The following is a 26,826-nucleotide window of genomic DNA, read 5'->3' on the forward strand; positions in this document are numbered from 1 at the left end:
CAACGCTGATCTCGCCAGCGACGGATTCCTCGATTTTGAGCGCACCAGCCGACGTGGTGTGGGTTGCAGGGATCGGCCGTGATGGGGAAAATGTACGATCCCGGACCGGACGACCGTTGCTGCTCGGTGCAGTCGTCGCGTGCGGCAACGTGGAATCGTACTGAGCGTCGAAGTCGCCGCAAGCGTCGAGTACGCTGTCCGCAACTCGCGGTACGTTTTCGACGTGGATTGCGTGGCCGATCATTCGGCAACCTTGAGGTGAGTCAGTGCGGCACAGCCCGCGACAAATGCTTCTACCTCCGCCGCATGCCACACGGTCACCCCAGCACCGATCTTGAAGGGTTTCGGGAACTTTCCGTCCCGCACCCAGCGCCAGATGGTCGCCGGGCTGACGGGCAAGATGCCCGCTTTCTCTTTAGTGGTCGCGATCTCCGCGACCCGCATAACGCGTCCTGCCATGTCGTAATCTCCAGTAAGTGACAACAGGAGGCATTACAACAGGCCCACTTTTAGAAGTCACTGACAGAAGGTGTACCCGCTTTGACAGGAGGTGCCACTTTATCAGTAGCGATCATTCGGCTGAGTGTTCGGTCACTCACGCCCCACTTGGCGGCGACACACTTCACTGCTGCCTCGAACGACTCGCCGTTTTTGCGGAGGGCGTTGACGTCGGTTCGTGCCATCAGACGATCAATTTCACCGTCGCGATGGAAGTGACTGCCTTGTTGGGCAAACATTTCCAATGCGCGGACCGCGAGGTTTGCGACGTTATCCGCGTGTAAGTAAACCTGCGTCTCTTCGTCGTCACCAGGGTTGAAACATGTGTACCCTTTTGGGCTGTCCAGCGCAGCGCGGCAAAATGCAGCGAACTCACCGACTGGCTTACGCGTTTCCATGCTGGGCAAGCGACCAGCCTTCTTTTTACTTAACATTTCTATATCCTTAAAGGTTAATCTCGTGCCCGACCCTAATTTTGTCGAGGTAGTCAGCCCAACGCTGCATCATGAGGCGGCGGGCGGGCAAGTGTGCGGTACGATTGTATGCACGGCCATTTGGGTCTCTAACCGCATGCGCCAATTGGTGTTCGATCAAGTCCACACGCTCCTCAAGCACTTCGTCAAGGATCGTGCGTGCCATCGCCCGGAATCCATGCGCGGTCATGGCGTCTTTGGCATAGCCCATGCTACGCAAAGCAGCGTTCACCGTGTTTTCGCTCATGCTTCGGTCATCCGTGCGGATGCTGGGGAAAACATACTTGCGATGGCCCGTCATCGGGTGGACCGCGCGCAAGATCGCGACCGCCTGCTCGGACAGGGGGACGATGTGATCGCTTTTCATCTTCATCTTGTGGCCCGGAATGCGCCATTCAGCGCCGTCCAAGTCGAGTTCGGCCCATTCAGCCCCGCGCAGTTCACCCGGCCGGACGAAAACAAGCGGAGACAGTTTCAAGGCGGCGACCGCGTATGGGTGGCCGCTGTAACCGTAAATTGAGCGCATCAATTTCCCTACCTCCTTTGGTTCGGTGATCGAGGCGTAGTTGGTTTTGACTGGCGTTGCCAATGCCCCTTTCAGGTCGGCAGTCACATCACGCTCTGCCAAGCCGGTCGCGACCGCAAATCGAAAAACTTGGCCGCAGACCTGCTTGACCCGATGCGCAGATTCAACCGCGCCACGAGCCTCCATTTTCTGTACAGCAGACAGCACGTCACGCGGCTTGATGGTGGAAATCGGCATCGCCCCGATGTGTGGAAACACGTCCTTCGTCAGCCACCCTGTCACTCTGATCTGCGTGGTTTCTGCACGCTCAGCCGCCGTCTTCGTCAGCCAGCTACGTGCAACTGCTTCGAACGTATGTACTGCTGCAATGGTAAGCGCTTCTTTATGCTCACGTTTTGCCTGCGCCGGATCAATGCCGTCGGCAAGAAGTTCCCGCGCTTCCGCACGCCGCGCGCGCGCCTTGGCGAGACTGACAGCAGGGTACACACCCATCGCCAAGGTCTTGCGCTTCCCCAAATGCTGGTAGTCCATGCGCCAGTATTTGCCCGCGCCCTTCACGAACAAGTACATGTTGTGGCCATCGGCGTACTTGTCGCCCGAAGGCTTCATCGGCTTTACTTGCTTTACGAACGTGTCTGTCAGTGCCATTCTCACCCCTATTACGGTATCTAAAAAATTCATCCTCTGGGATACCGTAAAAAGTTACGGTATCTTGTTGCGATGGAATGATATCGGGTGCGACGGTATTCGACGAGAAAAATCGCGCTAGACCTATGAGACATGCGGGTTGTGATATGAGGTGATACAGGGTAAAACAAGGTTCTGAAGGCGGAAGCTGGAATCGAACCAGCACCTACTCAGTTAGAAGCCGAGTTCTCTGCCATTGAGTTATTCCGGAATTGTTTGCATGGACGCGGCGCCCAGCAGCATTGATGAAAATCAACGCTCAGGCGATCAGACTAGCAGCTTTGCCAACTTTACTCAATGCACTGGCGAAAAACGTTTTATTTTATGGTGCCGTTGAATCGGCCGGTGCATACAGTCCTGCCGCGCGCAGCGCGTCCCGCATGGCCATCACAGTCGCCATCTGATAACAGCTGATCTTGGAGTCGGTGCTGTTGTAGGCGCCGTCCACGATGCGGATGCGGCAGCCGCTGAGATAGTCGCCGTCGAATGCGTCTTCCGACAGCACATGCTTGATGCTGCTGATCACCGCGTCGAGGAACAGGAGAGGAATCTGTTCCTCAGACACTTCCCAGCTGAGCGTGCATCCATATGTCGGTTCTGGTTCCAACACCAGATCGATCACCCCAAAACGGCCGGGCGGCCCCATCTGGCGGACGAAGCGCCCGGCACCGGTGCAGCGTGTGCGTAGCGGCACGCCGCGAGCGCCCCTTATCACCAAAGCAATTTCCATCGGATCAGCCCCACAACTTCCACCAGGGCCGCTCGCTGTCCGGCGGCGGTGCATTGCGCGATGCGATCGCCTGGACCCCGTCGCACAAAGGGCAAAACGAGGTGAATGTCTCTAGCGCGGCGTCGGCCGGCAAGGCTGGGAAAATGACCTTGATTAAATCTGATGGCGCGTCGAACAGTTCCGCGAAGCCGCACTTGCTGCATCCGTGGATCAGCCACGAGCCGCGTTCCTTGAGGTACTTTTCGCTGACCATCACCGGATGGCCGGTGCCGGTGGCGATGAAGCGGATCGATTGATTGATGCGCACCGTTTCCAGCTGCGTCGGAGCGATGATCGCCCGTCCGCTGAAAATATCGCCTGCGACGCCGGTGATGCTCACCCATGCGAGTTCGGGATGCGCACTGGTCATGCGGCGGCCGCCGTCGTGGATGATGACCTGAATGTCGTCCGGATGGCTGGGGTGAAGCTTGCCCGCCAGGGCGGGATGTATGCGCCATTCCATGAGCTTGTCTTTATTAGTGAGATTGCAGCGCAGAGCGCGGAAAAAAGGGCCGGAAATCGCTTCCCGGCCCCGAACTTACTTTACAACATACTTACGCAGCAACTGCCTCGGCGCGCTGCTGCATGCGCGGCGCGTGCCGTGCATACACCGCACTGGCAAACGCCCGGCCTTGCGACAAGGAGCGCAAACTGGTCGTGTGCCCGAACAGGTTCGCCAGCGGCACATCGGCAACCACTTCGACGCGGCCGGTCTGCTCTTCGATGCCGAGCACCTTGCCGCCACGGCGTTGCAGGTCGCCGATGACATCGCCCGCATTCACGGCCGGCGCATCGACGTTCACCGTCATGACCGGTTCCAGCATCAGCGGATGGGCACGTTTGAGCCCAGCCAGCGTGCCTTCCTTGGCCGCCACCGCGAACGCCATGTCGTTACTGTCGACCGCGTGGTAGTCGCCATCGAGCAGGGTCACCTTGACCCCCGTGACCGGGTAGCCGAGAGGACCTTGCGCCAGCGCTTGCCGCACGCCTTTTTCGACGGCCGGAATGAAGTTCACAGGCACCACACCGCCCTTGATCGCATTCTCGAAAGCAAACACGCCATCGAACTGTTCAACCCGCAACACGACGCGTGCATACTGCCCGCTGCCGCCGTTTTGCTTCGACACTTTGCCTTCCAGTTCCACCGCGGGCCCGGCGATGGTTTCGCGATAGGCCACCTGAGGCGCACCCACCGTGACTTCCACGCCCGTTTCACGGCGCACACGTTCCAGCACCACGTCCAGATGCAGTTCGCCCATGCCCCACAGCACCGTTTCGCCGCTGAGCGGATCGCTTCCGAGGCGCAAAGACGGGTCTTCACGACGGAAGCGGTCGAGCGCGGCGAGCATCCTGGCGCGGTCGCCACCCTTGCCGGGTTCGATCGCCAGTGCCACCACCGGTTCACCTGCATGAATGGTTTCCAGCACCAGCGGCACGGCCCTGGTCGACAAGGTATGCCCGGTCAACGCATCCTTCAGGCCGGCGATGGCAATGATACTGCCGGCCTGCGCCTGGGCGACACCGGTGCGGCGGTCCGCATGGATCACATACAGGCGACCCACGCGCACCGTCGCGCCGAGCGAGGCATTCCACACCACATCGCCTTCGCGCAGGGTGCCGCCGTACAGCCGCACATACGACAGCGAACCGTGGTCGTCGTGCACCACCTTGAACACCAGCGCCGCCAGCGGATCGGCGTCGCCGGTGCCAACCGTCAGCGTTTCACCGTCCAGGCGCGCCACCGGGGCGGCGCGCTCGTCGGGCGAAGGCAGCCAGTCGATGACGGCGTCGAGCAGCGGCTCGATGCCGGCATTGCGGTACGCCGAGCCGGACAGCACCGGCACGGCGCGGCGCGCCAGCGTCATGGCGCGCAGGCCGGTACGCACATCGGCCGGCGAGAGCGTGTCGTCGGCCAGGAAGGCGAGCGTGAGCGCGTCGCTGGCATCGGCCGCCACGGCGGCGGCGTGCGCATAGGCTGCCTCGGCCGCCGCCTGCAGATGCGCGGGCAGGGCGCTTGAACGCATCGCGCCAGCCGCATCCCAGGCGAGGAAACGCTTGCCGAGCACGTCGATGGTGCCTTCGAAGGCATCGCCGGCGCCGACCGGAATGCTCAAAGGCACGGCCAGGGCGCCGAGGCGCGACGCGATCTGGCCCACCACGCGGCCGAAGTCGGCGCCGGTGCGGTCCATCTTGTTGATGAACACAATGGTCGGCACGCCGTGTTTCTGCGCCTGGCGCCAGACCGTTTCGGTCTGGGGCTGGATGCCGGCCACGCCACATAGCACGGTGACGGCGCCGTCGAGCACGCGCAGCGAACGTTCGACTTCGATGGCGAAGTCGATGTGGCCGGGCGTGTCGATCAGCGTGAAGGCGTGGCCGTTCCAGGCGCAGCGGGTGGCGGCCGCGCCGATGGTGATGCCGCGTTCTTTTTCGAGGTCCATGCTGTCCATCGTGGCGGTGCCCTCGTGGACTTCGCCGGTGCGATGGATTTCGCCGGTTTTCAGGAGGATGCGTTCGGACAGGGTGGTCTTGCCAGCGTCGATGTGGGCAATGATACCGAAGTTGCGCGCGTTGGCGCGAAGGATAGTCGCAGTCATGATGGTGCTTTCTTGCATAGCGGGCGGTCGTGGTTTGTCTTGGGGACAAGCGCCGCGGGAGCCATGCGACCACCCTTGTTCAGTGATCCCGCGCGCGTTCTACATCGGCTGACTTCATGATATATGTGCTCCTAGGCAACTACTGTGTGTGGGTATGGAAAAGCGGAACTGCGAAAACAAAAAAGGCCCGAAGTGGGCCTTTTTTGATGGGTGCTCGTCAAGAGCGAATCAAGGGGCGCACTGTCGCGGCCCGGGACGTTGTGAGCAACGTGCCGGGAGGGCGAAGGTAAAAAAGAGGATGTCCATTGAGTTCATGGCCGGAAGCTTATTACCCTGTTTGAGAAATGTCAAGGACTGATTTTGTTGTTGATTCGTCACGCGGAAGGGCTTTCCCGCCCGTCGCCGGCATGCCGGGATCGGTATTTTTGTCAAAACATTGAATATGACCAACATTTCTACGTGCTCTGATGTGAAAATGCTGCTCAGTTGCACAATCACTATTTACGCTGGCGCGCACATGCCGCGCGAGTGTCCGACAACATCGCAAAACACAGCAGGAATTTGACTATGAAACACCTCTCCAGCCGCTATGCGTGCGCCCTGATCGCCGCGCTGGCGCTCTCAGCCTGCGCCACCCAGGAACCCGGAACGGCGGATGCGGCATCGCCCGGCGCCAGCGCGGCCCCGGGCAGCCTGGTCGCCAATGGCAAATTGACCCCGGAAGGCGAACTGCGGCGCGAACGCGCGTTCAAGGCCTATCAGGCGGGCAACAAGGCGCTCGCGTATTCCGAATGGCTGGGGATCGCCGAGCAAGGCTTCGGCGAGTCGCAGTTCAACATCAGCGTGATGGAGAGCGATGGCGACACCGGCGCACCCAACGTGGCCAAGGCGCTGACCTGGCTGCACAAGGCGGCCGATGCCAATTATCCGGAAGCCCAGTTCCAGCTCGGCCAGCGCTACAGCAAGGGCGATGGCGTGGGCAAGGACCCGGCCAAGGCCGTGGCCTACTGGCGCAAATGCGCCGCGCTCGGCGACAAGCGCTGCGCGTTCAATGCCGGGTTGGCGCTGGCATCGGGCGTGGGCGTACCGCAGGACCGCGCCGGCGCCATGACGCTGTTGACCGACGCGGCCAGCGGCCCGGCGGCGCTGGTGCCCGCGCAGTCCCAGTTGGGCAAGATGTATCTGCAGGGTGGCGACAAGGAGCGCGATTACGCCAGGGCGCGCCAGTGGCTGGAACCCGCCGCCGCCGGCAACGATGCCGATGCACTGTACAACCTGGGCGTGATGTACAGCCTGGGCTTCGGCGTCAAGGCCGACAAGCGCAAGGCCGCCGCCTTGTACCAGCGCGCCGCCACGCAGGGAGACCCGATGGCATTGAACAACCTCGGCAGCGCCTACCGCTACGGCGAAGGCGTGCCGAAGGACCAGAAAAAGGCCGTGGCCCTGTTCAAGCAAGCCCACGACGGCGGCAATCCGCAAGGCACGGTCAACCTGGCCGACATGACTTTCAAGGGCTGGGGCGTGCGCTCCAACAAAACGGCGGCCGCGGAACTGTACAAGACAGCCGCTGATGCCGGCCATCCGCTCGGGCGCTGCCGTTACGCGCAAGCGCTGCGTCACGGCGATGGCGTGGCCAAGAACGCGGGCCAGGCCAACCGCCTGCAGGAAGCGGCCAACAATGCCAATACGCCTTGCGACAGCGATGCGCCGCTAGGCGAGTGGATCGTCAACCGCAGGACCGCCGGCCGCTCCTGAGCGGCGTGGACTGACGCGCGATGCCGGCGCGCGCCGGGCCGGGCGCATATGCAATCCGGTTGCATTTGCGCCCGGCTTGGGCTATCATCGCGTTTTGCAACACAGTTGCACCAAGCGCTAGCGCAAGTCTGGTCAGGGCGATGATAAAACGAGTAATTGGAGTGGCGGACTACGCCGGGATGACGGCGGCCGCACTGTGTTTGTTGCACTGCCTCGGCCCGCCGCTGCTGCTGGCCGTGTTTCCCCTGATGAACTGGTTCCCGCATGACGATGGCCTGCATGCCTGGCTGCTGATCCTGGTCGCGCTGCCGGCGCTGGTTGCCCTGGTGGCCGGCTTTCGCCAGCACCGGCGCGCCCTCGTGCTCGCGCTGGGCGCTTGCGGATTTGCCTGCTGCTGCGCGGCGGTGCTGGTTGCCGGACCCCGTTACGGGCACGGCGCCGAAGCCATCTTGACCAGCATCGGCGGCCTGTTCATCTTCGCCGCCCACCTGAAAAACCGTTCCTTCTGCGCCGGCTGCACGCTGGCCAAGCAGCCCGGCTGCTGCTGACCTGCCGGTGCCCGGCGTCACGCCGCACGCGCCGGGATAACGCCCTAATCCGCCATGAAACCACTTCCCAGGAGCAGCCAAAGCGTCCGGCAGGCGACATGCCACAGCGCCTTGGGGACATCGTTGTCGCCGGCTTCCGGCAGTTTGCCGGCGCCGGCAAGCACGGTGCCTCCCCGCGCACGCCACGCATCGCGACAGGCCGTTATCCGGGCGGTCGAGGCGCACGCCGGGCAGGTGCACTGCGCGCACACGGATGCGCCGGGGGCATTCGCCGCTCCGCAGCCGAGACAGGACCAGATGTAGGCAGGCATGTGGAATCGATTCAAAAGAGAAAGCGCCGATGATACACGGCGGCGCGGGCAAGGCTGGCAATTCGCTCATCCGGGCGGTGCGCTTTCTTGTATCATGGACGGCTTTGATTTTCAGACCAGGATCGCCCGGATGTTCGCTTTGAAATTGTGCGCCGCCGGCGCCTTGTCTTCCGTGCTGTCGTGCGCCGCCGTGGCGGCCGTCGCGCCGGCATGGCCATGCCGGCTTGTCTTCCTGAGCGCGGGCGCGATCGGCAACGTGCGCCACAATGATATGGGCGACGCCGGCAGTGCGGAACGCCAGGCGCGCACCCTCGCTGAAATAGAAAAATTCTTGCAGAAACAGGGTGGCCAGGATGGTGCGTGACCGCCGCTGGATTGCCGCCGGATGTGTGATCGTGGTCGCGTGCGGTATGGCGACCCGTAAATATCCCTCGGTGTTGTCGCATTACTTCGGAAACTATCCCGGCGATGCGCTGTGGGCCTTGCTGGTGTTCCTGTTGTGGGCGTTTTGCCTGCCGCGCGCGAAAACCGGCACCCTGGTCGTGCTTGCGCTGGGCACCGCATTCGCGGTCGAGTTCTTGCAGTTGTACCAGGCGCCATGGATCAGGCATGTGCGCGCCACCAAGCTGGGCCATCTGGTCCTCGGCAGCGGTTTCGACTGGCGCGACCTGGTCGCCTACACCGTGGGCGTGGGAATCGGCGGCTTGCTGGACCGGGCGCGGGCGATGCTGCGTTAAGTGGAGGGCCTCGCGGGATCATGGTTGTACGAGACCGTACAATCGCATCGACATCGAGGAGGCGGCGATGCCACCCAGGAAGGCCAAATTAATCTCATTGCTTGGGATACTGGGAACGACCTTGCGCCGGCGCCAGCGTCCAGGCGGCAAGCGCTGACCCGGCGCCAGGAAGCTGCTGGCGGGCACCTGCTTGCCCGGATCTTAGCCCGCCGCCTTGCGTTTTGTCGGGGGTTCCTGCAAGCGCTGCTGGAGGAACGCCACCACGGCCGCTTCCTCCGGCAGCAACTCGTGCAAATCCTCCACCAGCTCGCGCCGGGTGCTTTCGCGCATGGCGTCGAGCACGGTGCCATCAAGATAGGCGTCGAGGATTGCCGGGTGTACATAGCACTTGCGGCAGATCGACGGCGTGTTGCCCAGTTTTTCGGCCACCGATTCGATCGCGCGCACGATGTTTTTCTTCGCTTGCGCTTCCGAGTCGAACTTTTCGAACTCCTGTAGCGCCAGCGCCGCCAGCACCGTGCCCGACCAGGTGCGGAAATCCTTGGCGGTGTAGTCTTCGCCGCTGATCTCGCGCAGGTAATCGTTCACGTCGGACGAGTCGACCGTGTGCGCGTTGCCATCGTCATCTTCATAATGAAACAATTCCTGCCCCGGGAGGTCGCGGATACGGCTGATGATGCGCGCCAGGCGCCGGTCTTCCACTTTGACGTTGTGGAAGACGCCGCTTTTGCCGCGAAAACGGAACTCGACCGCCTTGCCGTCGATGCGCACATGGCGGTCGCGCAGGGTGGTCAGGCCGAAGGATTTGTTCTGGCGCGCATATTCCTCGTTACCGATCCGCATCATGGTCGCTTCCAGCAGATACACAATGGTGGCGAGCACCTTTTCGCGTGGCAGGCCGGGTCGCTTGAGATCGGCGTCGACGGTGCGGCGGATCGCGGGCAGGGCCTTGCCGAAGCTGATCATGCGCTCGTATTTGACTTCATCGCGCAGCTTGCGCCATTTGGCGTGGTAGCGGTATTGCTTGCGCCGTTTGGCGTCGCGCCCGGTGGCTTGCAGATGGCCGTTGGCCAGCTTGCAGATCCAGACGTCGCTCCAGGCCGGCGGAATGGCGAGCGCGCGGATGCGTGCCAGGGTGTCGTCGTCGGTGAGGGTCTGGCCGCTGGCGTCGAGGTAGATGAAGTTCTTGCCCTGTGCCTTGCGCCTGATGCCGGGGGCGCTGTCGCTGACGTAGCGCAATCCCGCCGATGTGGCGGCGGCGAGCACGTCGCCGGAGGGGGCCGGGCCGGCGGCGCCGGGTTCGTCTCTTTTCATGGTTGACTCGGTTGTGGCGGGGAGACAGGCGTTGCGCTGTCAATGTCATGTGAAATACTACACGCGGCCGGCTTGAGCGGCGGTTCGCTTGGCAGATTCCGAGTCGATATTGAACTGCGAGGGCCAATCGACATGAATGGTCCGCGGCGTACACGTTGATTGGTTTTTGATATCGCGCCGAGTATCAGCGCCGTCTTGCCCGCCAATGGGTACGTACTCATCCATTGGAACGAAGACCAGCATGTGCTACATTTCCTTCCCCTACCGTTTCCGAGAAGTTGTGAATGCGCATCGGCGACCTCGACCTGGACGTCCGCTCTGCGGGCAGCGGTGTGCCGTTCCTCTGGGCGCACGGCTTGATGTCGTCCATGGACGCGGAGGACGCGCTCGATATCCTCCAGTGGCAGCACTTTCCCGCCTCGCTGCGCCTGGTGCGCTATGACGCGCGCGGCCATGGCGCCAGCGCGCCCTGCGCGCAGGCAAGCTGGTCCCAGTTGGGACAAGACATGCTGGCCATCGCCGACGCCATCGGCGAGCGCAGCTTCATCGCCGGCGGCCGGTCGATGGGCTGTGCCAGTGCGCTGTACGCCGCCTTGCACGCGCCCGCACGGGTCGCTGGCCTCGTGCTGATCCTGCCGCCAACCCTGTGGGAAGCGCGCGCTGCCCAAGCCGCCCTGTACCGGCGCGCCATCGCGCTTGCAGCGGAAATGGGCGAGGCGCGTTTCGCCAGGCTCATCGCCAGCGACGCAGGCGGCGCGCTGCCATCCTGGCTGCTCAAAGCCGCACCCCACCTGGCCACAGCCGCCCGCCACGGCGTGCGCAGGCTGAGCGCGCCGGCCATGCTGGCCCTGTTCGAGGGCGCGGCGGGGTCCGACCTGCCGCCGCGCGCGGCCCTGGCGGCGCTGGCGGCCACCCCGGCGCTGATCGTCGGGTGGTCCGGCGATCCAAGCCACCCGCTGGCCTCGGCGCGGGAATTGCACCGGCTCCTGCCCAGGTCAAAGTTGTTCCTTGCGCACGATCATCACGACGTGCTGGCCATCCCCGCGCGGGTACGCCAGTTCACCCAGGCCATCGCCGCAGCGCGCTGACGCCTGCCACGGCATGCGTGGCGCCTGGCAGGCCACAATTATTCACCGCTGAAACTGTTGTTGTTCCGTCCCATGCTGATATTTTCCAGTGGAAATAATGTACACTCGAAAGCATCCGCCCGCTGGCGCCAAACCCTGCGCCGGCCGTGCACCGGCTGGCGCCCGCAGGCGCGGCCGCCAGCGCTACTTCCCCGGCCCAGCCCCGCCGATTCGTCGTCTTTACAACTCGTCCGACAATCGCCACACACCACATGTTGACCCCTCGCCGCTGGATTCCTGGCCCCATCTCGCTCAAAGCGCGCTTCTCGCTGGCCGTTGGCATGCTGATCGTCCTGACCGCGACGGTGCTCACTGTCGCGGCGGTGCTGATCGTGCAGCGCGGCATCGAGACGGTGGTGGGCGAGCGCGAAGCGTCGCTGATCAGCCAGGTGGCGCGCGACCTGGACAATAAATTCATGAACCGCCAGCGAGCCCTGGTGCGCCTGGCGCACGATCTGGAAATCCGCCCGCACCCGTCGGCCGCGTTCCAGGACAAGCTGGAGCAGCATCACAGCATGGATGGTTTTTTTACCAATATGTCGGTATTGGACGCCCAGGGCGAGCACGTCGCCAACATGGATTATCCGGATAGCCGCGGCCAGCTTAATTTTTCCACGCGCGACTATTTTCTCGACACCATCCGCAGCGACGGCCCGGTGATCTCCAAGCCGCTGCGCAGCCAGATCAGCGGCCGCCCGGTGGTGATCATGACGGCGCCGATCCACGGCAAGGATGGCCAGATCAGCCACGTCCTGGTCGGCACCATCGACCTGGCCAGGGACAGCTTCATCAAGGAATTGTCGATCGGGCAAGTCGGCAAGACTGGCTACTTCTATATTCTCACGCGCGAGGGCGTGTTCGTCTCGCACCCCGACGAACGGCGCATCCTGCACAGCATCGACGAGGGCGGCAAGCGCGCGCCCTCGCTCGAGCTGGCCCTGGGCGGCTACGAAGGCACGCTGCGCTCGGCCGCCGACAACGGGGCCGACGCGCTGGTGTCGTACCAGCGCCTGGCGGGGACCGGCTGGCTGCTGTGCGGCGTGTACCCGACCGCCGAAGCGTTCGCCTTCGCCGGCAAGATGCGCTGGAACGCGGCCATCATCGCGGCCTTGCTGCTGCTGGTGATCGGGCCGGTGGCCTGGCTGATGATCGAGCGCCAGCTGCTGCCGCTCAAGCGCCTGGGCGCGCGCATGGCGGCCGGGCGTGGTACGCCAACGCCGGACGCGCCGGACGCGCCGTACGCGGACGATGAAATCGGCGAGCTGTGGCGCGCGTTCGATGCCCTGATGGCCGAGCGCGACCAGGCCGAGCGCGCCGTCGCCGAAAGCGAGCGCAACCTGCGCATGGTAGCTGATAACGTCCCGGCCCTGGTCGGCTATGTCGACAAGCACGAGCGCTTCGTGTTCGGCAACGAGCGCTACAGCGCCTTTTTTGGCATCACGGCGCGCCAGATTATCGGCAAAAGCGTGCGCGAGGTGATCGGCGAGGCGGTCTACCAGGTCAGCAAGCCGTACCTGGACGCGGCCCTGAGCGGGCGCGCGGTGCGCTTCGAGCGCCAGGTGCTGCGCCATGGCGTGCTGCAATGGGACCGGGTGGCCTACAACCCCGATGCCGACGCCGCCGGGGTGGTGCAGGGCTACTTCGTGCTGGTCGACGACATCACCGAACTGAAGGCCACCCAGCAAGTGCTGGCGATGAGCGAAAAGCGCATCCGCACCATCGCCGACAACATGCCGGCGCTGATCGGCTACGTCGATACCGAATATCGCTGCACTTTCTGCAACCGCGCCTACGCCACCATCACCGGGATCGCCCCGGAATCGATTGTGGGGCGCACCGTCAGCGAGGTGTTCGGGCCCAAGGTGTTCGCGGCGGTCGCGGCCCAGATGGCGGCGGCCCTGGCCGGCAGGCGCGTGTCGTTCGAGCGTCCTGCCGCCGAGCTCAAGGGCAACCGCTACCTGCAGACCGACTACATTCCCGATGTCGGCGCGGACGGCAAGGTGGCCGGGTTCTACACGATGGTGATGGACATCTCCGAGCGCAAGGCGGCCGAACTGGCCCTGGCCGCGCAGCAGCGCCTGCTGCACACGGTGACCGACAACCTGCCGGCGCTGGTCAATTTCATGGACCGCGAGGGCCGCTTCGGCTTCGTCAACCGGCATCACGAAAGCTGGTTCGGACGGCCGCTGGCGCGCATCCACGGCAGCCTGGTGCGCAGCCTGTTTTCCGCCGCCGAGGCCGAGGTGCACCAGCGCGCCTTCGACGAAGCCATGACGGGCCACACGGTCAAGTTCGATTTTGCGCGCATGCAGGGTGCCGACAAGCGCCACTACCAGGCCACCTACATTCCCCAGGTCGACGCCGGCGGCGAGGCGGTCGGCGTGACCGGCCTGGTCAACGACGTGACCGATGCCAAGCTGCTGGAAGAACAACTGAGCGCGCTGGCGCGTTTCGATGCGCTGACCGGCTTGCCCAACCGCACCCAGCTGACCGAGCGCATCGGCCGCGCCCAGACCCGCAGCGCGCGCAATGGCAGCGTGATGGCGGTGATGTACCTGGACCTGGACAAGTTCAAGTCGATCAACGACAGCTTCGGCCACAGCGGCGGCGACATGGTGCTGGTCGAGTTCGGCCGGCGCCTGTCGGCCTGCGTGCGCCAGAGCGACACCGTGGGGCGCCTGGCCGGCGACGAATTCGTGATCCTGCTGGAAGGCTTGCAGAACGTGGCCGAGTGCGCCGTGGTGGCGCGCAAGATCATCAAGGTGATGGAAAAGCCGTTCGATATCGATGGCGTGGCGCGCATCGTCAGCACCAGCATCGGCGTGGCGACGGCCGAAAACGGCCGGGCCGGGGTCGACACGCTGCTCAAGCATGCCGACGATGCCCTGTACCGGGCCAAGGATTGCGGCCGCAACCGGTATGCCATGACCTCGGTGCAGTAGGCGCTGGCGCCCGGGGCGCGTTAGCGGCGGGTGTAGATTTCGTCGGTGCTGTACACGCTGCCGCTCGGGCTCAGCAGGTAGAGCTTGCCGCCGTTGGCATAGAAGGCGCCGTTCAGCGGGCCCTGGGCTTCCAGGATGCCTTCGTCCTGCACGCAGCTCGATTCGCCCTTGGCAAAGTTCATGCACCATTGCGCCTGGCCGTTCTTGACCGTGTGCACGACGCCGGGACCGTCGATCGACATGGTGCGGCGCGGCGCGCGCAGGGTCAGCAGGTCGAGCTTGAGCGGAACGCTCTGGCTGCCGGGGGTGAGCACGGTGGCGGTGTCGGCGCTACCGCTGTAGGCGGCGGTAAACTTGGCGCTCAGCTTTTCGCTGCCGACCACGGCACCGGTGCAGTCCTTGTTCATGTAGTAATCGGATTTGACCTCGATGTCGACCGAATCGGCCACGCCGGGCGTGTCGCTGATGACCATCGACGCCAGCTCGTGCGAGTCGCAAGGGGCGACCCAGTTGCCCGTGTAAGCGGCCAGTTTCGAGACCACAGGCGTTGGCGTGGGCGTCGGCGTGGACGGGGTTGGCGAGCCGCCGGAGGAACCGCCGCCGCCGCAGCCAGCCAGCAGGACGGTGGCAAGGGTGGAGAGAGCGATCGTGTTGATATTCATTGCTTACCTGTTGTGAGAGAAAAAGCGTGGAGGCGCATCGTACACAAAATGCCATATGGAAAAACTATTCAAATGTCACGAGATCGCCGTTTTTCGCATTTCTCACAAGAAAATCCGAAATCTGGCATCCTGCGCCCTGGTATTCCATTTTCAGGCCGTGCATGAACTATCTCGCCCATCTCTATCTGGCCCGTTACAGCGACGAGGCGATGCTGGGCGCCTTGCTGGGCGATTTCGTGAAGCCGAACGCGGGTGCGCAGTTCAGCGCCGTCACCGAAGCGGAAATCCTGATTCACCGCAAGGTCGATACCTTTACCGACAGCCACCCGGTGGTGCTGTCCGCCAAGGCCATGTTCGACGGCCCGGGGCGGCGCTATTCCGGCATCTTGCTCGACGTCTATTACGACCATGTGCTGGCCCTGCGCTGGGCGCGCTATTCCGATGTGCCGCTGCTTGACTTCATCGCGCGCTTTTATGGCGCGCTCGATACCCACGCGGCCGTGCTGCCGCCCAACCTGGCACGGATCGCGCCTTACATGATCGAGCAGGACTGGCTCGGTTCCTACCAAAGCTATGCCGGCATCGAAACCGCGATCCGGCGCATTTCGACACGCCTGTCGAAAAACGGCGACGTGATGCGCGATGCGCTGCACGACCTGAAACGCCATGCCGATGCCATTGCCGACGGTTTCGACGTGTTTTTCCCCGAATTGATCACTTTTGTAGAAAGCCAGCGCAATGAAAGACAATAAACACTACGCGGCGATTTGCCAGTTTTACGGCGAGACCCGGGCCGAGCGCTCGGGCGTGCTCTTGATCGCGCATATCGATGAAGGCATCGCGCTGCTCGGCGCCATCGGCGCCCCGCTGCGCGCCATGGAAGCGTTCTGCATCCATCCGCTGGTGCAGGACGATGGCGCGCTGCTGGCCGCGCTGGCGCCCGGATCGGTATTCGGCGCGCACCAGCCCGATCCGGTGGTGGTGGCGCTGGCGATGGAATACCGGCGCGTGGCCAATGCCTATTTATCACACCATTGCGAGCGCGTGGACGACGCCATCGAACTGAGCTGCGTGGACGAGGTGAACCAGATGCTGATCGCCGATAAAGTCCAGAACCGCAAGGATTTCGAGCACCACCACCTCGGCAAGCATGCGCGCAGCGACATCTTGCAGCTGTATTTTACCAACTGGCTGCGCCGGCTCGGTGTGTCGGAAGAGCGCTATGCGCAGTTGTGCGGGCACGCCAGCGTGGCCGCACCGCGGGCGCTTATTTCGGACGTGGAGGCGGCGGAACCGGGTTCAATTCCATCGACCAGATCACCGAATTGATTTTCCAGCCCAGGGTGGTGCGCACCAGTTGCCAGCTCTCCTGGCCCCAGTTCGATTTGTAGCCATTGGACACGTAGCTGTAGTCGAAATAGACCTGGGCCACATCGCCATTCGATTCGATGCGCACGTTGTCGACCGTTTCGTCCACCGGATACGCACTCTCGACGATGTTGTCGATGAACGCGGTCGCGCTGCCGGTCCCGGAAATCTTTTGAATACCCGGTTTGGACTGGGCCTTGCGGCGCTCGTCGGCCATCTTGACGCTGTTATCGGTGACCACGCCGATCCACGGAATCGAGGCCGAGTACAGCAAGCCCATGAAGGCCGGTTTATCCTTCTTGACGACTGCCGTGCGAAACGCCTCGACCACTTGTTCGAGCGCCACCACGTCGGCCTTGGGGGTGGTGCTGCTGGCCGTTGCCGCGCATGCCGGCGCGGACCAGAAAACCAGTGCTGCGATGAGCCAGTGCTTCATGTAATCCTTCACGTTGAATGATCACGGTCATCCTGGCGGATGCCGGAGTCGCAATGTAACACGGCAATCCAACCCAAAATTGGCTTTTCGATATGCATGTCCGGCGGCTTACTTCAGCCGCACGCGGTGCGAAAAATGGAGCGCCACGGCCAGCAAGCCAAGCGCGCCAGTCCGCCTTCACCGAGGCGGCGCAGCATGGCTTTCGATCCCATGGCAAAGGCGAAGCCGCCGACACCGAACAGCATGATCACCGCGCCGGCCAGCGCCAGCGACATGCCGTGCCGCGCGTGCAGGTGGCTGGCGATGACGGCAAACGGCCCGTACCGCAGGCCGCCTTCGAGAAACGCCGTGAGCAGCACCAGCCGGGCCCAGGGCAGGGCGGCGATGTGGCCGAACTCGGCCAGCATGTGGCGCACGGCCCCGCCCGCGATCGGCCGCACCGTCCTGGCGTGCGGCGGAAGGCGCCGGTTCAGCGCCAGCAAACCGAGCCCGACGAGCAGGAAAATCGCCGCGCCCAAGAGGAACGGCAGGCGCCACTGGTGCGCGTCGGCCGCCAGCCCGCCCACCAGTCCGCCCACCAGCACGCCGGCCGACACCCCGAGAATTTGCCCGATCAGGAAGCGCGCCAGCACCGGCTGCCGCTGTTCGTAGGCGATCACGTTGGCGGGAATGGGGAGGCGGAGGTCATCGGCGTCGCTGATTTGTTTCAACTGCGCAATTATCCGCGCAATCTCGCCAGGCTGCAGGCAGGGTGACGGAAAGCTGGCGCCATGCGCCGCCGCGCGGCGCTACACTGGCCTGCATATGCCATACGGGGAAAACGTGATGAGCTTAGCGGGCGGGTGTTGTTGCGGGGCGGTGCGCTACGAAACGTCGGACCAGGTGTTTCACCAGACGATATGCCACTGTCCGACGTGCCGGCGCGCGTGCGGGGCGCCGCATGTGGCCTGGTTCAGCGTGGCGCACGCGGAGTACCGCGTCACGGCCGGCACGCCGGCGCAGTACCGTTCCAGTCCGGACGTCACGCGCACCTTTTGCGGCGCCTGCGGCACCCAGCTGACCGATGCCCATAGCGGCAGTCCGGACCAGATCGACGTCACCACCTGCAGCCTGGACAACCCGGAACCGCTGGTCCCGGGCGACCATACCTTCACCTTCTATCGGCTGGCCTGGGACCACGGCGACGACGGCACGCCGCAGTACGCGCACACCCGCGCCGAAGGCTGACCCGGGCGGCGCTCAGAACGAATACACGAGCGTCAGCGAGGTTTGGGTGTCGGTGTTCTTTTTGTCGGCCGGCACGTTCGTGTCGTTACGGGCGACAAACGCCGCCTTCATCTGCATGGTGCCGTTGATCTTGGTGCTCAGCGCCGCTTCGGCAATCGAATGGGTGTTCGAGGTGCCGCGCTCGACGCTGACGATGTGGGAGAGCAGCGCGTTCTGGCTGACCTGCCAGCGCATGGCGGCGGCGCCGCGCACGGTGAAGCCGCTTTCGGGTTCGCCGGTGGCGCGCTCGCCACGGAAATAGCCCGGACCGATTTCAACGTCGACGCTCGCCGCCGGCGAAGCGTACCAGCGCGTGCTGCGTCCGACCGCCATGGTGTTGTACCTGCTGTAGGCGCCGAACTTGTCGCCCACGTGAGCGGCCAGCACGAACAGCTTTTCGTTTTCCTTGACCATTTTGTAGGCCGCCTTGGCCGACAGGGAATAGCGTTCGGCCGAGCGCCTGGAGGTGCTGTTGCCCTCGCTGTCGTTGACTTCGTCTTCCTTGAAGTGGCCGGCGACAATGTACTGGTTGCTCCAGTCGTCGAGTTCCTGGCGTGCATCGATCTTGCCGGTGACCGAGGTGCCGGCGGTATTGCCCGAGGTACTGATGGCGCCCAGTTCGGCGGAAGTGTGCCAGCTGGCGTCGGGGAGGTCGTCGGCAAAGGCGGGAGCGCAGGCCATGGCCAGCGCGATAAGCGGGAGGAGTTTCATGAGCGTGTTGGTGCGGGTGAAAGATTGCCCGCATTGTAACCGAGCTCGGGTTTGGCTGCCCGTCCGGTTGCCGGTCTTGCGGTCCATGGCATGCCATCCCGATGGCAGTGCGGTTCATGTGGCGCAAAAAAGATTGAACTTCCTTTTGACGCTCGCAGTCTATATGCGTCGCCGCATGAAAGCGGCTGACTGGACTTGGAAGACGCCAGGAACCGCCTGTCCCGGCCGTACATGCTTGACGTCGAAGTCGTCGCCACTACCCGGCGCCAGCGCCGGTCAGCATCAACCCCGTGCCACTTTCCCGGCGCGCCGCTTGTTATTGCAAGCCAGCCAGGCGCTGCGAGCGGGCCGACTGGGCGGCGCTGTCTTGCAGCATCAGGCTATGGCGGGCTGCCTTGAGCGTGGCGATGTCGCGCGCCAGTCCGCCGCCAGCGCCCGGCTTGCGCACCACCGGCAGCTCGCGCCGGGGCAGTTGGGCTTGCGAGGCGGCGTAGCGGTCGACGACGAGCGCCCTGACTGTCGCCGCCGCCGCTTCGCCGCTGACGATCGCCTGGCCTTCCTCCGCGCCCGCCTCGTCGGCAGTGGCCGCTTCGGCGCCGCCCGCCGCCACGGTCTGCGCCTGCTGCGGACAGTGCGCGTCGGTCAGCGTGACCTTGCCGTCATTGTCGATGCACTTGACAATCGCGAGCGCGGGATCGGCGAACACGGTCGACGACAGCATCAGGCCGGCGAAGAAGATGCTGCGGGTGAGGGCGGGGTGAATCATGGTCGTGCTCCTGTTTGCGAATGAGTCCATTGTCCGCAGTTCGCCGGCACCTATCTGTTCGTTACCACACGCTGTTGTTTTTGCATTGAACTTACGAAAATGACATAAATATTCTGATGCGAACGGGTGCGCACGGTTGGGCGGAACCGGCACGAGTCCGACGGGGAACGTAGAATATCCGTCATAAGCGGGCTCATCTACCGCGTTTATGACAGGCGGCAATTCGCATGCGTATCCGGACTTATTTGTTCCTGATGGCCGCTGGCATCCTGGTGCCGGTGGTGGTGTTCGCCGGGCTGGCGCTGGACCTGCTGCAAAACGCCGAACGCGAGGCCGCGCTGCGTGGACTGAGGGAAACCTCGAACAGCATCGCCTTGCTGGTCGACCGCGAACTCTACAGCGCCGAAGCGGCCCTGCGCGTGCTGGGCGGCTCGCCCTCGCTGGCGGATGGCGACCTGAAGGCTTTCTATACGCAAGCGCGGCGCGCCAACCGCGGCAGCACCGGCTGGACTGTGCTGCTCGACGAGCAAGGCCGGCAACTGATCAATACCGCGCTTCCCTACGGCAGCGCCTTGCCGACGCGCGGCGCGCCGGCGCTGGTCAAGCACGTGATCACCACCCAGAAAACCTATGTGTCGGACGTCATGAACGGCCCCGTGATCAAGGGCCTGGTGACCACGCTGACCGTGCCGGTGCCGATCGACGATGGCAAGCGCTACGTGCTGACGGTGGCGTTTTCGACCGACCATTTCACGCGCCTGATGGCCAGCGTCGACGTGCCGCCCGGCTGGCTGGCCGCCATCATCGACACCCAGGGCCGCTTCATTGCGCGCAACCTCAACCACGAGGGCCGGATCGGCACGCCCGCCCGGCCCGAGCTGGCGGCGGCGGCACGCAAGGCGCACAGCGGACAGATCCGCCACCACACGGTCGAAGGCATCGAAGCATTCGACGTGTTCACCCATTCGAGCCTGTCCGGATGGACCCTGGCCGTGGCCGCGCCGGCCGAACTGATCGAACGCTCGGCGCGCCACGCCGCCTTCGTGGCCGCCATGGGCTTGCTGGCCGCGATGCTGTGCGCGGCGGCGCTGGGCGTGTATTGCGGCCGCCAGCACGTGCGCTCGATCGCGCGCGCGGTCAAGGCCGCCACCGACCTTGGCGCCGGCCAGGCCCCGCGCCAGGTCTTCTCGCGCGTGGCCGAGATGAATGAACTGCACAACGCCCTGCATGCGGCGGGCGAGCAGATGCTGCAAGCCCAGGCCTACCGGCGCACCGCCGAGGCTGACCGCCAGGCCTTGCTCGAGGCCGAAAAGAGCGCGCGCCAGATGGCCGAGCAGCAAAGCAGCGCCAAGGACCAGTTCCTCGCCATGCTCGGTCACGAACTGCGCAATCCGCTGGCACCGATCAGCACCGCCGCCCAGTTGCTGCGCCTGCAACCGGACGACGCCAGGCGGGTGCGCTACGCCAGCGAGGTCATTTCGCGCCAGGTCGAGCACATGAACATCTTGCTGGGCGACATGCTGGACGTCTCGCGCGTCACGCGCGGCCTGGTCACGCTCGACATCGACGACCTGGAACTCGACGCCATCCTCGACCGCGCCCTGGAACAGACCCACGGCCTGGTGGAGGCGGCGCAGCACCGGGTCGAACTGTCGCTGCCGCCAACCCCGATCCGCCTGCGCGGCGACAGGACCCGCCTGGTCCAGATTTTTGCCAACCTGCTCGACAACGCCGCCAAGTACACCCCGCCCAAGGGCAGTATCGGGGTCAAGGCCACCGTGGAGGATGGCCACGTGGTGGTGACGGTCAGCGACAACGGCGAAGGCCTGGCAGCGGAACTGGTACCGCGCGTATTCGACCTGTTTTCCCAGGGCGAGCGCAAGCCGGACCGCGCGCAGGGCGGACTCGGGCTGGGACTGGCGCTGGTCCAGAGCCTGGTCCGGCTGCATGGCGGCAGCGTCGCGGCGTCCAGCCCGGGGCCGGGGCAGGGCAGCAGCTTCACCGTCACGCTGCCGTGCGAACCGCGGGATAGCGCGCCGCTGCCGCCGCGGCACCGGCGTGGCGACGCGCGCGGGCCGGTGCTGCGCGTGATGATCGTGGACGACAATGTCGACGGCGCCATCAGCCTGTCGCTGTTCCTCGAAGCGGCCGGCGGACACACTGTGTGCACGTATTACGATGCCGGCGCGGCGCTGGCCTGGGCCGCGCCGGAAGCGCCGGACGTGTTCATCCTCGATATCGGCCTGCCCGACATCACCGGCTACGACCTGGCGCGCCAGTTGCGCGCGATGCCGCAGTTCCACGATGCGCTGTTCATTGCCCTGACTGGCTACGGCCAACCGCAGGACCGCGAACGCGCGCGCGAAGCCGGCTTCGACCACCACCTGGCCAAGCCGGCCGATCCGCAGCACGTGCTGGAACTGCTGAGCCGCCCGCGCAAGGCGGGCGGGCGCCGTCCGGTCAGCATGCGCAGTTAGCCGCCGGCCGGGCAATTTGTTACCATGTCGGCTCTTTCCCCATCCATTCCGTCTCCCATGCCCAAAAACAAGCGCCCCGTTCCCCGCAAATCCCACGTTCCGGCGCAGGAGGATGACGACGTACTGGCCCAGCAACTGGCCGACTTCGCGCTCGCGCTGGCCGAACAGGAACAGGATGAGGAGGGCGACGCCGAAGCGCTGCGCCTGAAGGAGGTCGAATTCGGGCGCTTGCTGCGCAACGCCTTGCGCAAGAAGAACGACGAAGTGCTGTACGGCGCCATCGAACGCGCGCGCTACACCGATGCCGGCGCCTACCAGCTGCTGCGCGAGCGCACCGAAGAAGCGGCCGGCACTGTCACCCTGCGCCGCGAAAACGGTCCGGAAATGGAAATCAACGCCTTCGCGCTGCCGGTGTTTGTGCACAGTACGGGCGGCCTGAAGGAAGCGGAAAGCTTTGCCGATGGCGACGCCTTCGAGCAGCTGGTCGAGAGCCTCAAGCAGGGCGGCCTGGAAAGCCCGCAAGCGACGGTGGTGATGATCAGCCACGCCTACGACCTCGATGAAGTCGACGCCATCACCTACAGTCACCTGAACGACATGGTGCGCGACGCCGCCGGCTCGATGACCGAAAAGAAACTGGTAGCGCGCCCGGCGCTGGAACGCAGCATGACGGGCTGGGCGCCGACCCATTTCGGCCCGGCCGACCAGGCGGTCGAACTGCGCTTTTTGCTGGGCTTCGCAATGAAGCGTGCCGACGATCCGTTTTACGCGGCTCCGGCTGGCGAAGCGCAGGCCGATGCCTGGTTCGAGGCGCGCATGGAACGCTACCGCGCCTGGACGGTGCAAGCCGGGCCGCTGGTCAAGCGCTGCCTGGCGGCCGATCCGGCCTCGGTCGAGCTGCATTTTCTGTACCAGGATCTGTTCTATGGCGCCAAGGAGCAGGGCGTGGCCGAACTGGCGATGCTGCGCATGATCAGCGATGTCAACGCGGTGCTGGAAGCGGGCGCGGTTGCCGCTGGCGAGGTGCGCGCGGTGCTCGGACCGGCCGCGGTGGAAGATGAAATGGTGATGCGGGTCAACCTGAGCGACGCCGCCGGCGTGTTGCTGGCTTCGCTGGAAAAGCCGCTCGACGTGGCCGCCGACCTGCAGGGCGAGGTCGACGACCTGTGCGATGCCCTCGGTTCGCTCGGCATCAGCGCGATCCGGGTGGCGCAGCGCTTCGGCGACGACGGCCAGCCGCAGGGCGCCATCGCCTACGGCAGCTAAGGCAGCCTGGCGTTGGCCAGGAACGCCCAGGCCACCGAAATGACCACCATCCCGGTCAGGGTCACGCACGACCAGGTAAAGAACCAGGCCGACCACAGGCTGGCTTGCAGCGCCCGTTCGGCCAGGCAACCCATGCCGAAGTCGAACATGGTCATCACCGACCAGCGCCGCAGGTAGGTAGGGAAATAGCGGCACATGCGGCGGTTATGCTGCAACGCGGCGTGCCGCTCGTACACATCGCGCGCCGCGCCCAGGTCGCGGAACAGCCAGTCGAAAAACAGGAAGCGGTACAGCAAGGTCGAGAAACAGATCGCGGGGTCGCCGTCGGCGCCGGGCTCGGGGGAGGGCGTATCTGCCATGGACGGACCTTTGCTGAAGTCTCAAATCGGCGTTTGGCGGCGCTGTCGCCGCGTACGGCATACCGTTCATGACACCGTCTACTGCGAAACCGTCGCCCCCGCGAAGGGGGGGGCCAAGTTCTACGCTCAGCTTCCGGCTGCGGTTGTAACTTGGACCCCACGCGGGGCCGACGGAGCGTAGAACCTGGATCCCACGCGGGGGCGTCGAGCCCTTCGGGGAGCGACGAAGCCAAGGTCAACAGTATTGCACCATGTGTCGACTATATACCGATCCCGGCCGCACCGCAGCGCGCCTGCTCAGGGTGTGAGCGGACGCGGTTTGCCCACCCAGTACCCCTGCGCGAAATCGACCCCGATCGTCTTCAGGCTGGCCAGGATGGCCGGGTCGCTCACGTATTCGGCAATCGTCTTGCGCCCCATCATGTGGCTGATATCGTTGGTAAAACGTACCATTTCAAAATCGACCTGGCTGGACGACATCATCTGGATGAAGGAACCATCGATCTTGATGTAGTTCACGAGTAGTTGCTTGAGGTAGGAAAACGAGGTCATGCCGGTGCCGAAATCGTCCAGCGAAAAGCGGCAGCCGCGCGCGGCGAAGGCTTCGATGAAGGCGATGGTCTTTTGCATGTCGGCGATCGCGCCATTTTCCGTGATCTCGAAACACAGTTTGTCGGCCGGCACCTCGGAGGCGTCGATCAGGTCGGCCGCGAACTTGTGAAAGCTGGGGTCGCCCAGCGAGCGGCGCGACAGGTTGATGCTGCACATGGCCAGCGTGTCCATCTGGTCCGGATTGCTGGCAAGCCATTCCATGGTGCGCGTCAGCACCCAGCGGTCGATCTTGACGATGACGTCGTAGCGCTCGGCCGCCGGCAAGAACACGGACGGACCGATTGGCCCGTTGCGGCCGTTGCGCATGCGCAGCAGGATTTTGTAATGGCGCGGGCTGTCGCCATCGTCGAGCGGCAGGATCGGCTGGTAGTACAGCTGCAGCTGCTCGTTCTGGAAGGCATGCGTCAGGCGCGTCACCCAGTGCATGTCGCTGCGCCGCTGGGCGAAGTCGAGGTCGCCCTTGAAATGCACGTAGATGCGGTTGCGTCCGCGATCCTTGGCAATGTAGCAGGCATGGTCGGCGCGCCGCATCGCTTCCTCGACGTTGATGGTGCCGCTGTCGATCGGGGTCAGGCCGATCGAGACGCCCAACTGGAACACGCGGCCCTTGCAGACGTAGCGGAAGGTGCGGGTGGCGTCGAGGATTTTTTGGGCCACCGCGGTCGCCTCGTCGACGCCGCAATGCTCGACGATGAGCGCGAACTCGTCGCCGCCGATGCGCGCCAGGGTATCGCGTTCGCGCACGTGCTCGCTGTAAGTGGCGGCCAGGCGCTTGAGCAAGTCATCCCCGGCCTGGTGCCCGCAGGTATCGTTGACCACCTTGAACTGGTCCAGGTCCATGTAGAGCAGGGCGGCGCAGGCTCCGCCCGGGTGTTGCGCGCGTTCGATCGCGCGCTCCAGGCGCAGCTCGAATTCGCGCCGGTTGACCAGGCCGGTGAGGGCGTCGTGGCTGGCCTCGAAGCCGAGCCGGCGCAGCAGGCGCTTCGATTCGGTGACGTCGTGGATGATCAGTACCGTGCCGATCAGCTCGCCGTCATCGAGGATCACCGGCGCCACGGCGTTCTTGACCGCGAAACGCTGGCCGTCGCGGCTGATCAGGGTGGCATGCGGCAAGGTGTCGGTGGTCAGGTGCTCGCCCAGGCAGCGTTCGATGGCGCCAAAGGTGGCGTCGCTGGCGGCGTATTCCTCGATGTGCAGCAGGTCGCGAAAACGCAGGCCGCGCGCGGCCGCTTCGGCGATGCCGAGCATGCGCTCGGCGGCCGGGTTGACCGACATGATGACGCCGCCCCGGTCGGCCGTGATCACGCCGTCGGTGATGGCCGCCAGCGTGACCAGGGCGCGTTCCTTCCCGGCGGCGGCCGCCAGTTCCATGTGTTTCAGCTTGCTGACGTCGTGCAGCACGGCAATGGCAACCCGCGCCACGCCGTCGCTGTCGATGATCGCGGCGGTGGTCACGTCCAGGTGCAGGCGTGCGCCGTCATCGCGCTCATACACCAGGTCCTGGGTGCGCGGGTTGCCCTGGCCGTTCACGGCGCGCGTCAGCGGCAAGTCTTCGGCCCGGATGCGCGCGCCGCTGGCATCGACAAAGGTGTAGTTGTCATAGTCGCGGACACTGTCGATGCCGGAGAAATCGCGCCCCATCATGCTGGCGGCGGCCCGGTTCTGGTAGGTCAGCCGGCCGAGGGAACATCGGCCAGCACGATGCCAGAGGGCATTTGTTCCAGGATGTCGGAGAAGCGCGCGCGTTCCTGGCGCAGTTGCGACAGCAGGCGTTGCTTTTCCTCTTCGGCCAGCTTGAGGTTGTCGATGCCGACGCAGGCGCCGAGGAACTGCATCGGGCCATTTTCGATGCCGCGGTGCCAGTTGGCGCGCAGGAAGAACCACTGGCATGCGCCATCCTGGCGCAGGAAGCGCAGCTCGGTTTCAATGGGGGCCGTGCAGGGATCGCGCCGGGCATCTTCCAGCAAGGTGCGGAAGCGGGCGCGGTCGTCGGGGTGCACGAACTCCAGGCAGGCCTCGAAATCGAGCTCGCGCGCTTGGCCATCGTGGCCGAGCAGTTCGAGCAGCTGGCGCGATATCTCGACCTGGCCGCTATCGACATGCCACTTCCACGTACCGGCCTGGGCCGCGCGAAGGATCAGGTCGATCTCCTGTTTTTCCTTCTCGCACTGTTCAAGCAGCCTGTGCCGGGTCAAATCCATGGTGATCTTGGAAAATCCCAGCAATTGCTCGTCGTCGCCGCGCAGGGCGGTGATGGCGATGTGGGCCCAGAACAGGCCGCCATCCTTGCGCTTGCGCCAGGTTTCCTCGCTGTAAAACCCATTCTTGGCGGCGCAACCGAGATTATGCTGCGGCCAGCCGCGCTCGCGGTCCTGCTCTGTATACAAGAGCGACAGATGGCTGCCGATGGCCTCATCGGCGGTGTAGCCCTTCATGTCCTGGGCACCGCGGTTCCATACGGTAATATAGCCGAGCGGGTCCATCAGGAACACCGCCACCTCGCGCAGGCCGACCACCATCGGACGGTAAAGTTCGGCGGCTTCGTGCTGCGGCAATGCGGATGCCAGGAATCGTTCGGACATAGACTACCCCACCTTGTGAAGGTGTAAATGGACTTAG

At 64.4% G+C, this 26,826-nt stretch carries 27 protein-coding genes and 1 tRNA gene; 11 read left to right on the plus strand and 17 right to left on the minus strand.

Features of this window, described 5'->3' with window-relative positions; genetic code table 11:
* The 8 genes from PO883_RS31110 to fusA form a co-directional block, all read right to left on the minus strand.
* On the minus strand, positions 1 to 244 hold a 244-nt coding region (locus tag PO883_RS31110; RefSeq protein ID WP_289313213.1), incomplete at its 3' end, for a hypothetical protein.
* Complete coding sequence (locus PO883_RS31115) at positions 241 to 459, minus strand: AlpA family transcriptional regulator (RefSeq protein WP_289313214.1); 219 nt, start codon at positions 457 to 459, stop codon at positions 241 to 243. The genes PO883_RS31115 and PO883_RS31110, both read right to left, overlap by 4 nt.
* 50 nt (positions 460 to 509) lie before the next feature.
* Positions 510 to 932 carry a hypothetical protein gene (locus PO883_RS31120; RefSeq protein WP_289313215.1) on the minus strand — a complete coding sequence of 141 codons (423 nt, stop codon included), beginning with the start codon at positions 930 to 932 and terminating at the stop codon, positions 510 to 512.
* A 10-nt stretch (positions 933 to 942) separates the two neighbouring features.
* Positions 943 to 2,145, minus strand: coding sequence for an integrase arm-type DNA-binding domain-containing protein (locus PO883_RS31125; RefSeq protein ID WP_289313216.1), 1,203 nt, complete (start codon positions 2,143 to 2,145; stop codon positions 943 to 945).
* Positions 2,146 to 2,323: 178 nt separating this feature from the next.
* Positions 2,324 to 2,393: transfer RNA gene (locus tag PO883_RS31130), tRNA-Arg, on the minus strand.
* Between the two features lie 113 nt (positions 2,394 to 2,506).
* Positions 2,507 to 2,914, minus strand: coding sequence for a hypothetical protein (locus PO883_RS31135; protein WP_167088652.1), 408 nt, complete (start codon positions 2,912 to 2,914; stop codon positions 2,507 to 2,509).
* 4 nt (positions 2,915 to 2,918) lie between these two features.
* A complete protein-coding gene (locus PO883_RS31140) occupies positions 2,919 to 3,416 on the minus strand; it encodes a hypothetical protein (RefSeq protein WP_289313217.1) in 498 nt (165 codons plus the stop codon).
* A 91-nt stretch (positions 3,417 to 3,507) separates the two neighbouring features.
* Positions 3,508 to 5,550 carry an elongation factor G gene (gene fusA, locus PO883_RS31145; protein WP_289313218.1) on the minus strand — a complete coding sequence of 681 codons (2,043 nt, stop codon included), beginning with the start codon at positions 5,548 to 5,550 and terminating at the stop codon, positions 3,508 to 3,510.
* Between the two features lie 567 nt (positions 5,551 to 6,117).
* Here fusA and PO883_RS31150 point away from each other — a divergent pair.
* From PO883_RS31150 to PO883_RS31165, 4 genes are all read left to right on the plus strand, one after another.
* Positions 6,118 to 7,305, plus strand: a complete 1,188-nt coding sequence (locus PO883_RS31150) for a tetratricopeptide repeat protein (protein WP_289313219.1) — start codon at positions 6,118 to 6,120, stop codon at positions 7,303 to 7,305.
* Between the two features lie 161 nt (positions 7,306 to 7,466).
* Positions 7,467 to 7,853, plus strand: coding sequence for a MerC domain-containing protein (locus tag PO883_RS31155; protein WP_167088648.1), 387 nt, complete (start codon positions 7,467 to 7,469; stop codon positions 7,851 to 7,853).
* A gap of 441 nt (positions 7,854 to 8,294) precedes the next feature.
* A complete protein-coding gene (locus tag PO883_RS31160) occupies positions 8,295 to 8,528 on the plus strand; it encodes a hypothetical protein (protein WP_167088647.1) in 234 nt (77 codons plus the stop codon).
* Positions 8,529 to 8,574: 46 nt separating this feature from the next.
* Entirely contained in the window at positions 8,575 to 8,901 is a 327-nt protein-coding gene (locus PO883_RS31165; protein ID WP_289313220.1) for a DUF2809 domain-containing protein, read from the plus strand.
* Positions 8,902 to 9,102: 201 nt separating this feature from the next.
* On the opposite strand, the gene PO883_RS31170 is transcribed toward PO883_RS31165, so the two are convergent.
* Positions 9,103 to 10,215, minus strand: a complete 1,113-nt coding sequence (locus tag PO883_RS31170) for a DNA topoisomerase IB (protein ID WP_289313221.1) — start codon at positions 10,213 to 10,215, stop codon at positions 9,103 to 9,105.
* Between the two features lie 284 nt (positions 10,216 to 10,499).
* On the opposite strand from PO883_RS31170, the gene PO883_RS31175 reads away from it, so the two are divergent.
* Together PO883_RS31175 and PO883_RS31180 are read left to right on the plus strand one after the other, a co-directional pair.
* Positions 10,500 to 11,303: an alpha/beta fold hydrolase gene (locus PO883_RS31175; protein WP_289313222.1), complete on the plus strand. Its 804-nt coding sequence runs from the start codon at positions 10,500 to 10,502 to the stop codon at positions 11,301 to 11,303.
* Between the two features lie 251 nt (positions 11,304 to 11,554).
* Positions 11,555 to 14,284, plus strand: coding sequence for a PAS domain-containing protein (locus PO883_RS31180; RefSeq protein WP_289313223.1), 2,730 nt, complete (start codon positions 11,555 to 11,557; stop codon positions 14,282 to 14,284).
* A 20-nt stretch (positions 14,285 to 14,304) separates the two neighbouring features.
* Here PO883_RS31180 and PO883_RS31185 read toward each other — a convergent pair whose 3' ends face one another.
* On the minus strand, positions 14,305 to 14,946 hold the full coding sequence (locus PO883_RS31185; RefSeq protein WP_289313224.1) for a hypothetical protein: 642 nt from the start codon (positions 14,944 to 14,946) through the stop codon (positions 14,305 to 14,307).
* 161 nt (positions 14,947 to 15,107) lie between these two features.
* Here PO883_RS31185 and PO883_RS31190 point away from each other — a divergent pair, with 161 nt between their 5' ends.
* Positions 15,108 to 15,698, plus strand: a complete 591-nt coding sequence (locus PO883_RS31190) for an ACP phosphodiesterase (protein WP_289313225.1) — start codon at positions 15,108 to 15,110, stop codon at positions 15,696 to 15,698.
* Positions 15,685 to 16,275, plus strand: a complete 591-nt coding sequence (locus PO883_RS31195) for a hypothetical protein (protein ID WP_289313226.1) — start codon at positions 15,685 to 15,687, stop codon at positions 16,273 to 16,275. The genes PO883_RS31190 and PO883_RS31195 overlap by 14 nt, the downstream gene beginning before the upstream one ends.
* Here PO883_RS31195 and PO883_RS31200 read toward each other — a convergent pair.
* Both PO883_RS31200 and PO883_RS31205 read right to left on the minus strand, forming a co-directional pair.
* Positions 16,214 to 16,750 carry a hypothetical protein gene (locus tag PO883_RS31200; protein ID WP_289313227.1) on the minus strand — a complete coding sequence of 179 codons (537 nt, stop codon included), beginning with the start codon at positions 16,748 to 16,750 and terminating at the stop codon, positions 16,214 to 16,216. The genes PO883_RS31195 and PO883_RS31200 overlap by 62 nt on opposite strands.
* Positions 16,751 to 16,863: 113 nt before the next feature.
* Positions 16,864 to 17,460, minus strand: coding sequence for an MFS transporter (locus PO883_RS31205; RefSeq protein WP_289313228.1), 597 nt, complete (start codon positions 17,458 to 17,460; stop codon positions 16,864 to 16,866).
* 115 nt (positions 17,461 to 17,575) lie between these two features.
* Here PO883_RS31205 and PO883_RS31210 point away from each other — a divergent pair, with 115 nt between their 5' ends.
* Positions 17,576 to 17,977: a GFA family protein gene (locus PO883_RS31210; RefSeq protein ID WP_289313229.1), complete on the plus strand. Its 402-nt coding sequence runs from the start codon at positions 17,576 to 17,578 to the stop codon at positions 17,975 to 17,977.
* A 12-nt stretch (positions 17,978 to 17,989) separates the two neighbouring features.
* On the opposite strand, the gene PO883_RS31215 is transcribed toward PO883_RS31210, so the two are convergent.
* Positions 17,990 to 18,727, minus strand: coding sequence for a YdiY family protein (locus tag PO883_RS31215; RefSeq protein ID WP_289313230.1), 738 nt, complete (start codon positions 18,725 to 18,727; stop codon positions 17,990 to 17,992).
* Between the two features lie 316 nt (positions 18,728 to 19,043).
* Positions 19,044 to 19,493: a hypothetical protein gene (locus tag PO883_RS31220; protein WP_289313231.1), complete on the minus strand. Its 450-nt coding sequence runs from the start codon at positions 19,491 to 19,493 to the stop codon at positions 19,044 to 19,046.
* 227 nt (positions 19,494 to 19,720) lie between these two features.
* Between PO883_RS31220 and PO883_RS31225 the strand changes: the two genes are divergently transcribed.
* On the plus strand, positions 19,721 to 21,970 hold the full coding sequence (locus tag PO883_RS31225) for an ATP-binding protein (RefSeq protein ID WP_289313232.1): 2,250 nt from the start codon (positions 19,721 to 19,723) through the stop codon (positions 21,968 to 21,970).
* A 57-nt stretch (positions 21,971 to 22,027) separates the two neighbouring features.
* On the plus strand, positions 22,028 to 23,236 hold the full coding sequence (locus tag PO883_RS31230) for a hypothetical protein (protein ID WP_289313233.1): 1,209 nt from the start codon (positions 22,028 to 22,030) through the stop codon (positions 23,234 to 23,236).
* Here PO883_RS31230 and PO883_RS31235 read toward each other — a convergent pair.
* The 3 genes from PO883_RS31235 to PO883_RS31245 all read right to left on the minus strand — a co-directional run bounded on the left by PO883_RS31235 (position 23,233) and on the right by PO883_RS31245 (position 26,789).
* A complete protein-coding gene (locus PO883_RS31235; RefSeq protein ID WP_289313234.1) occupies positions 23,233 to 23,595 on the minus strand; it encodes a hypothetical protein in 363 nt (120 codons plus the stop codon). The genes PO883_RS31230 and PO883_RS31235 overlap by 4 nt on opposite strands.
* Positions 23,596 to 23,892: 297 nt before the next feature.
* Complete coding sequence (locus PO883_RS31240; protein ID WP_289313235.1) at positions 23,893 to 25,851, minus strand: EAL domain-containing protein; 1,959 nt, start codon at positions 25,849 to 25,851, stop codon at positions 23,893 to 23,895.
* A gap of 26 nt (positions 25,852 to 25,877) precedes the next feature.
* Entirely contained in the window at positions 25,878 to 26,789 is a 912-nt protein-coding gene (locus PO883_RS31245; protein WP_289313236.1) for a PAS domain S-box protein, read from the minus strand.
* Positions 26,790 to 26,826 lie beyond the last annotated feature (37 nt).

This window comes from Massilia sp. DJPM01, from assembly GCF_030348125.1.
Classification (GTDB): domain Bacteria; phylum Pseudomonadota; class Gammaproteobacteria; order Burkholderiales; family Burkholderiaceae_D; genus Telluria_A; species Telluria_A frigida.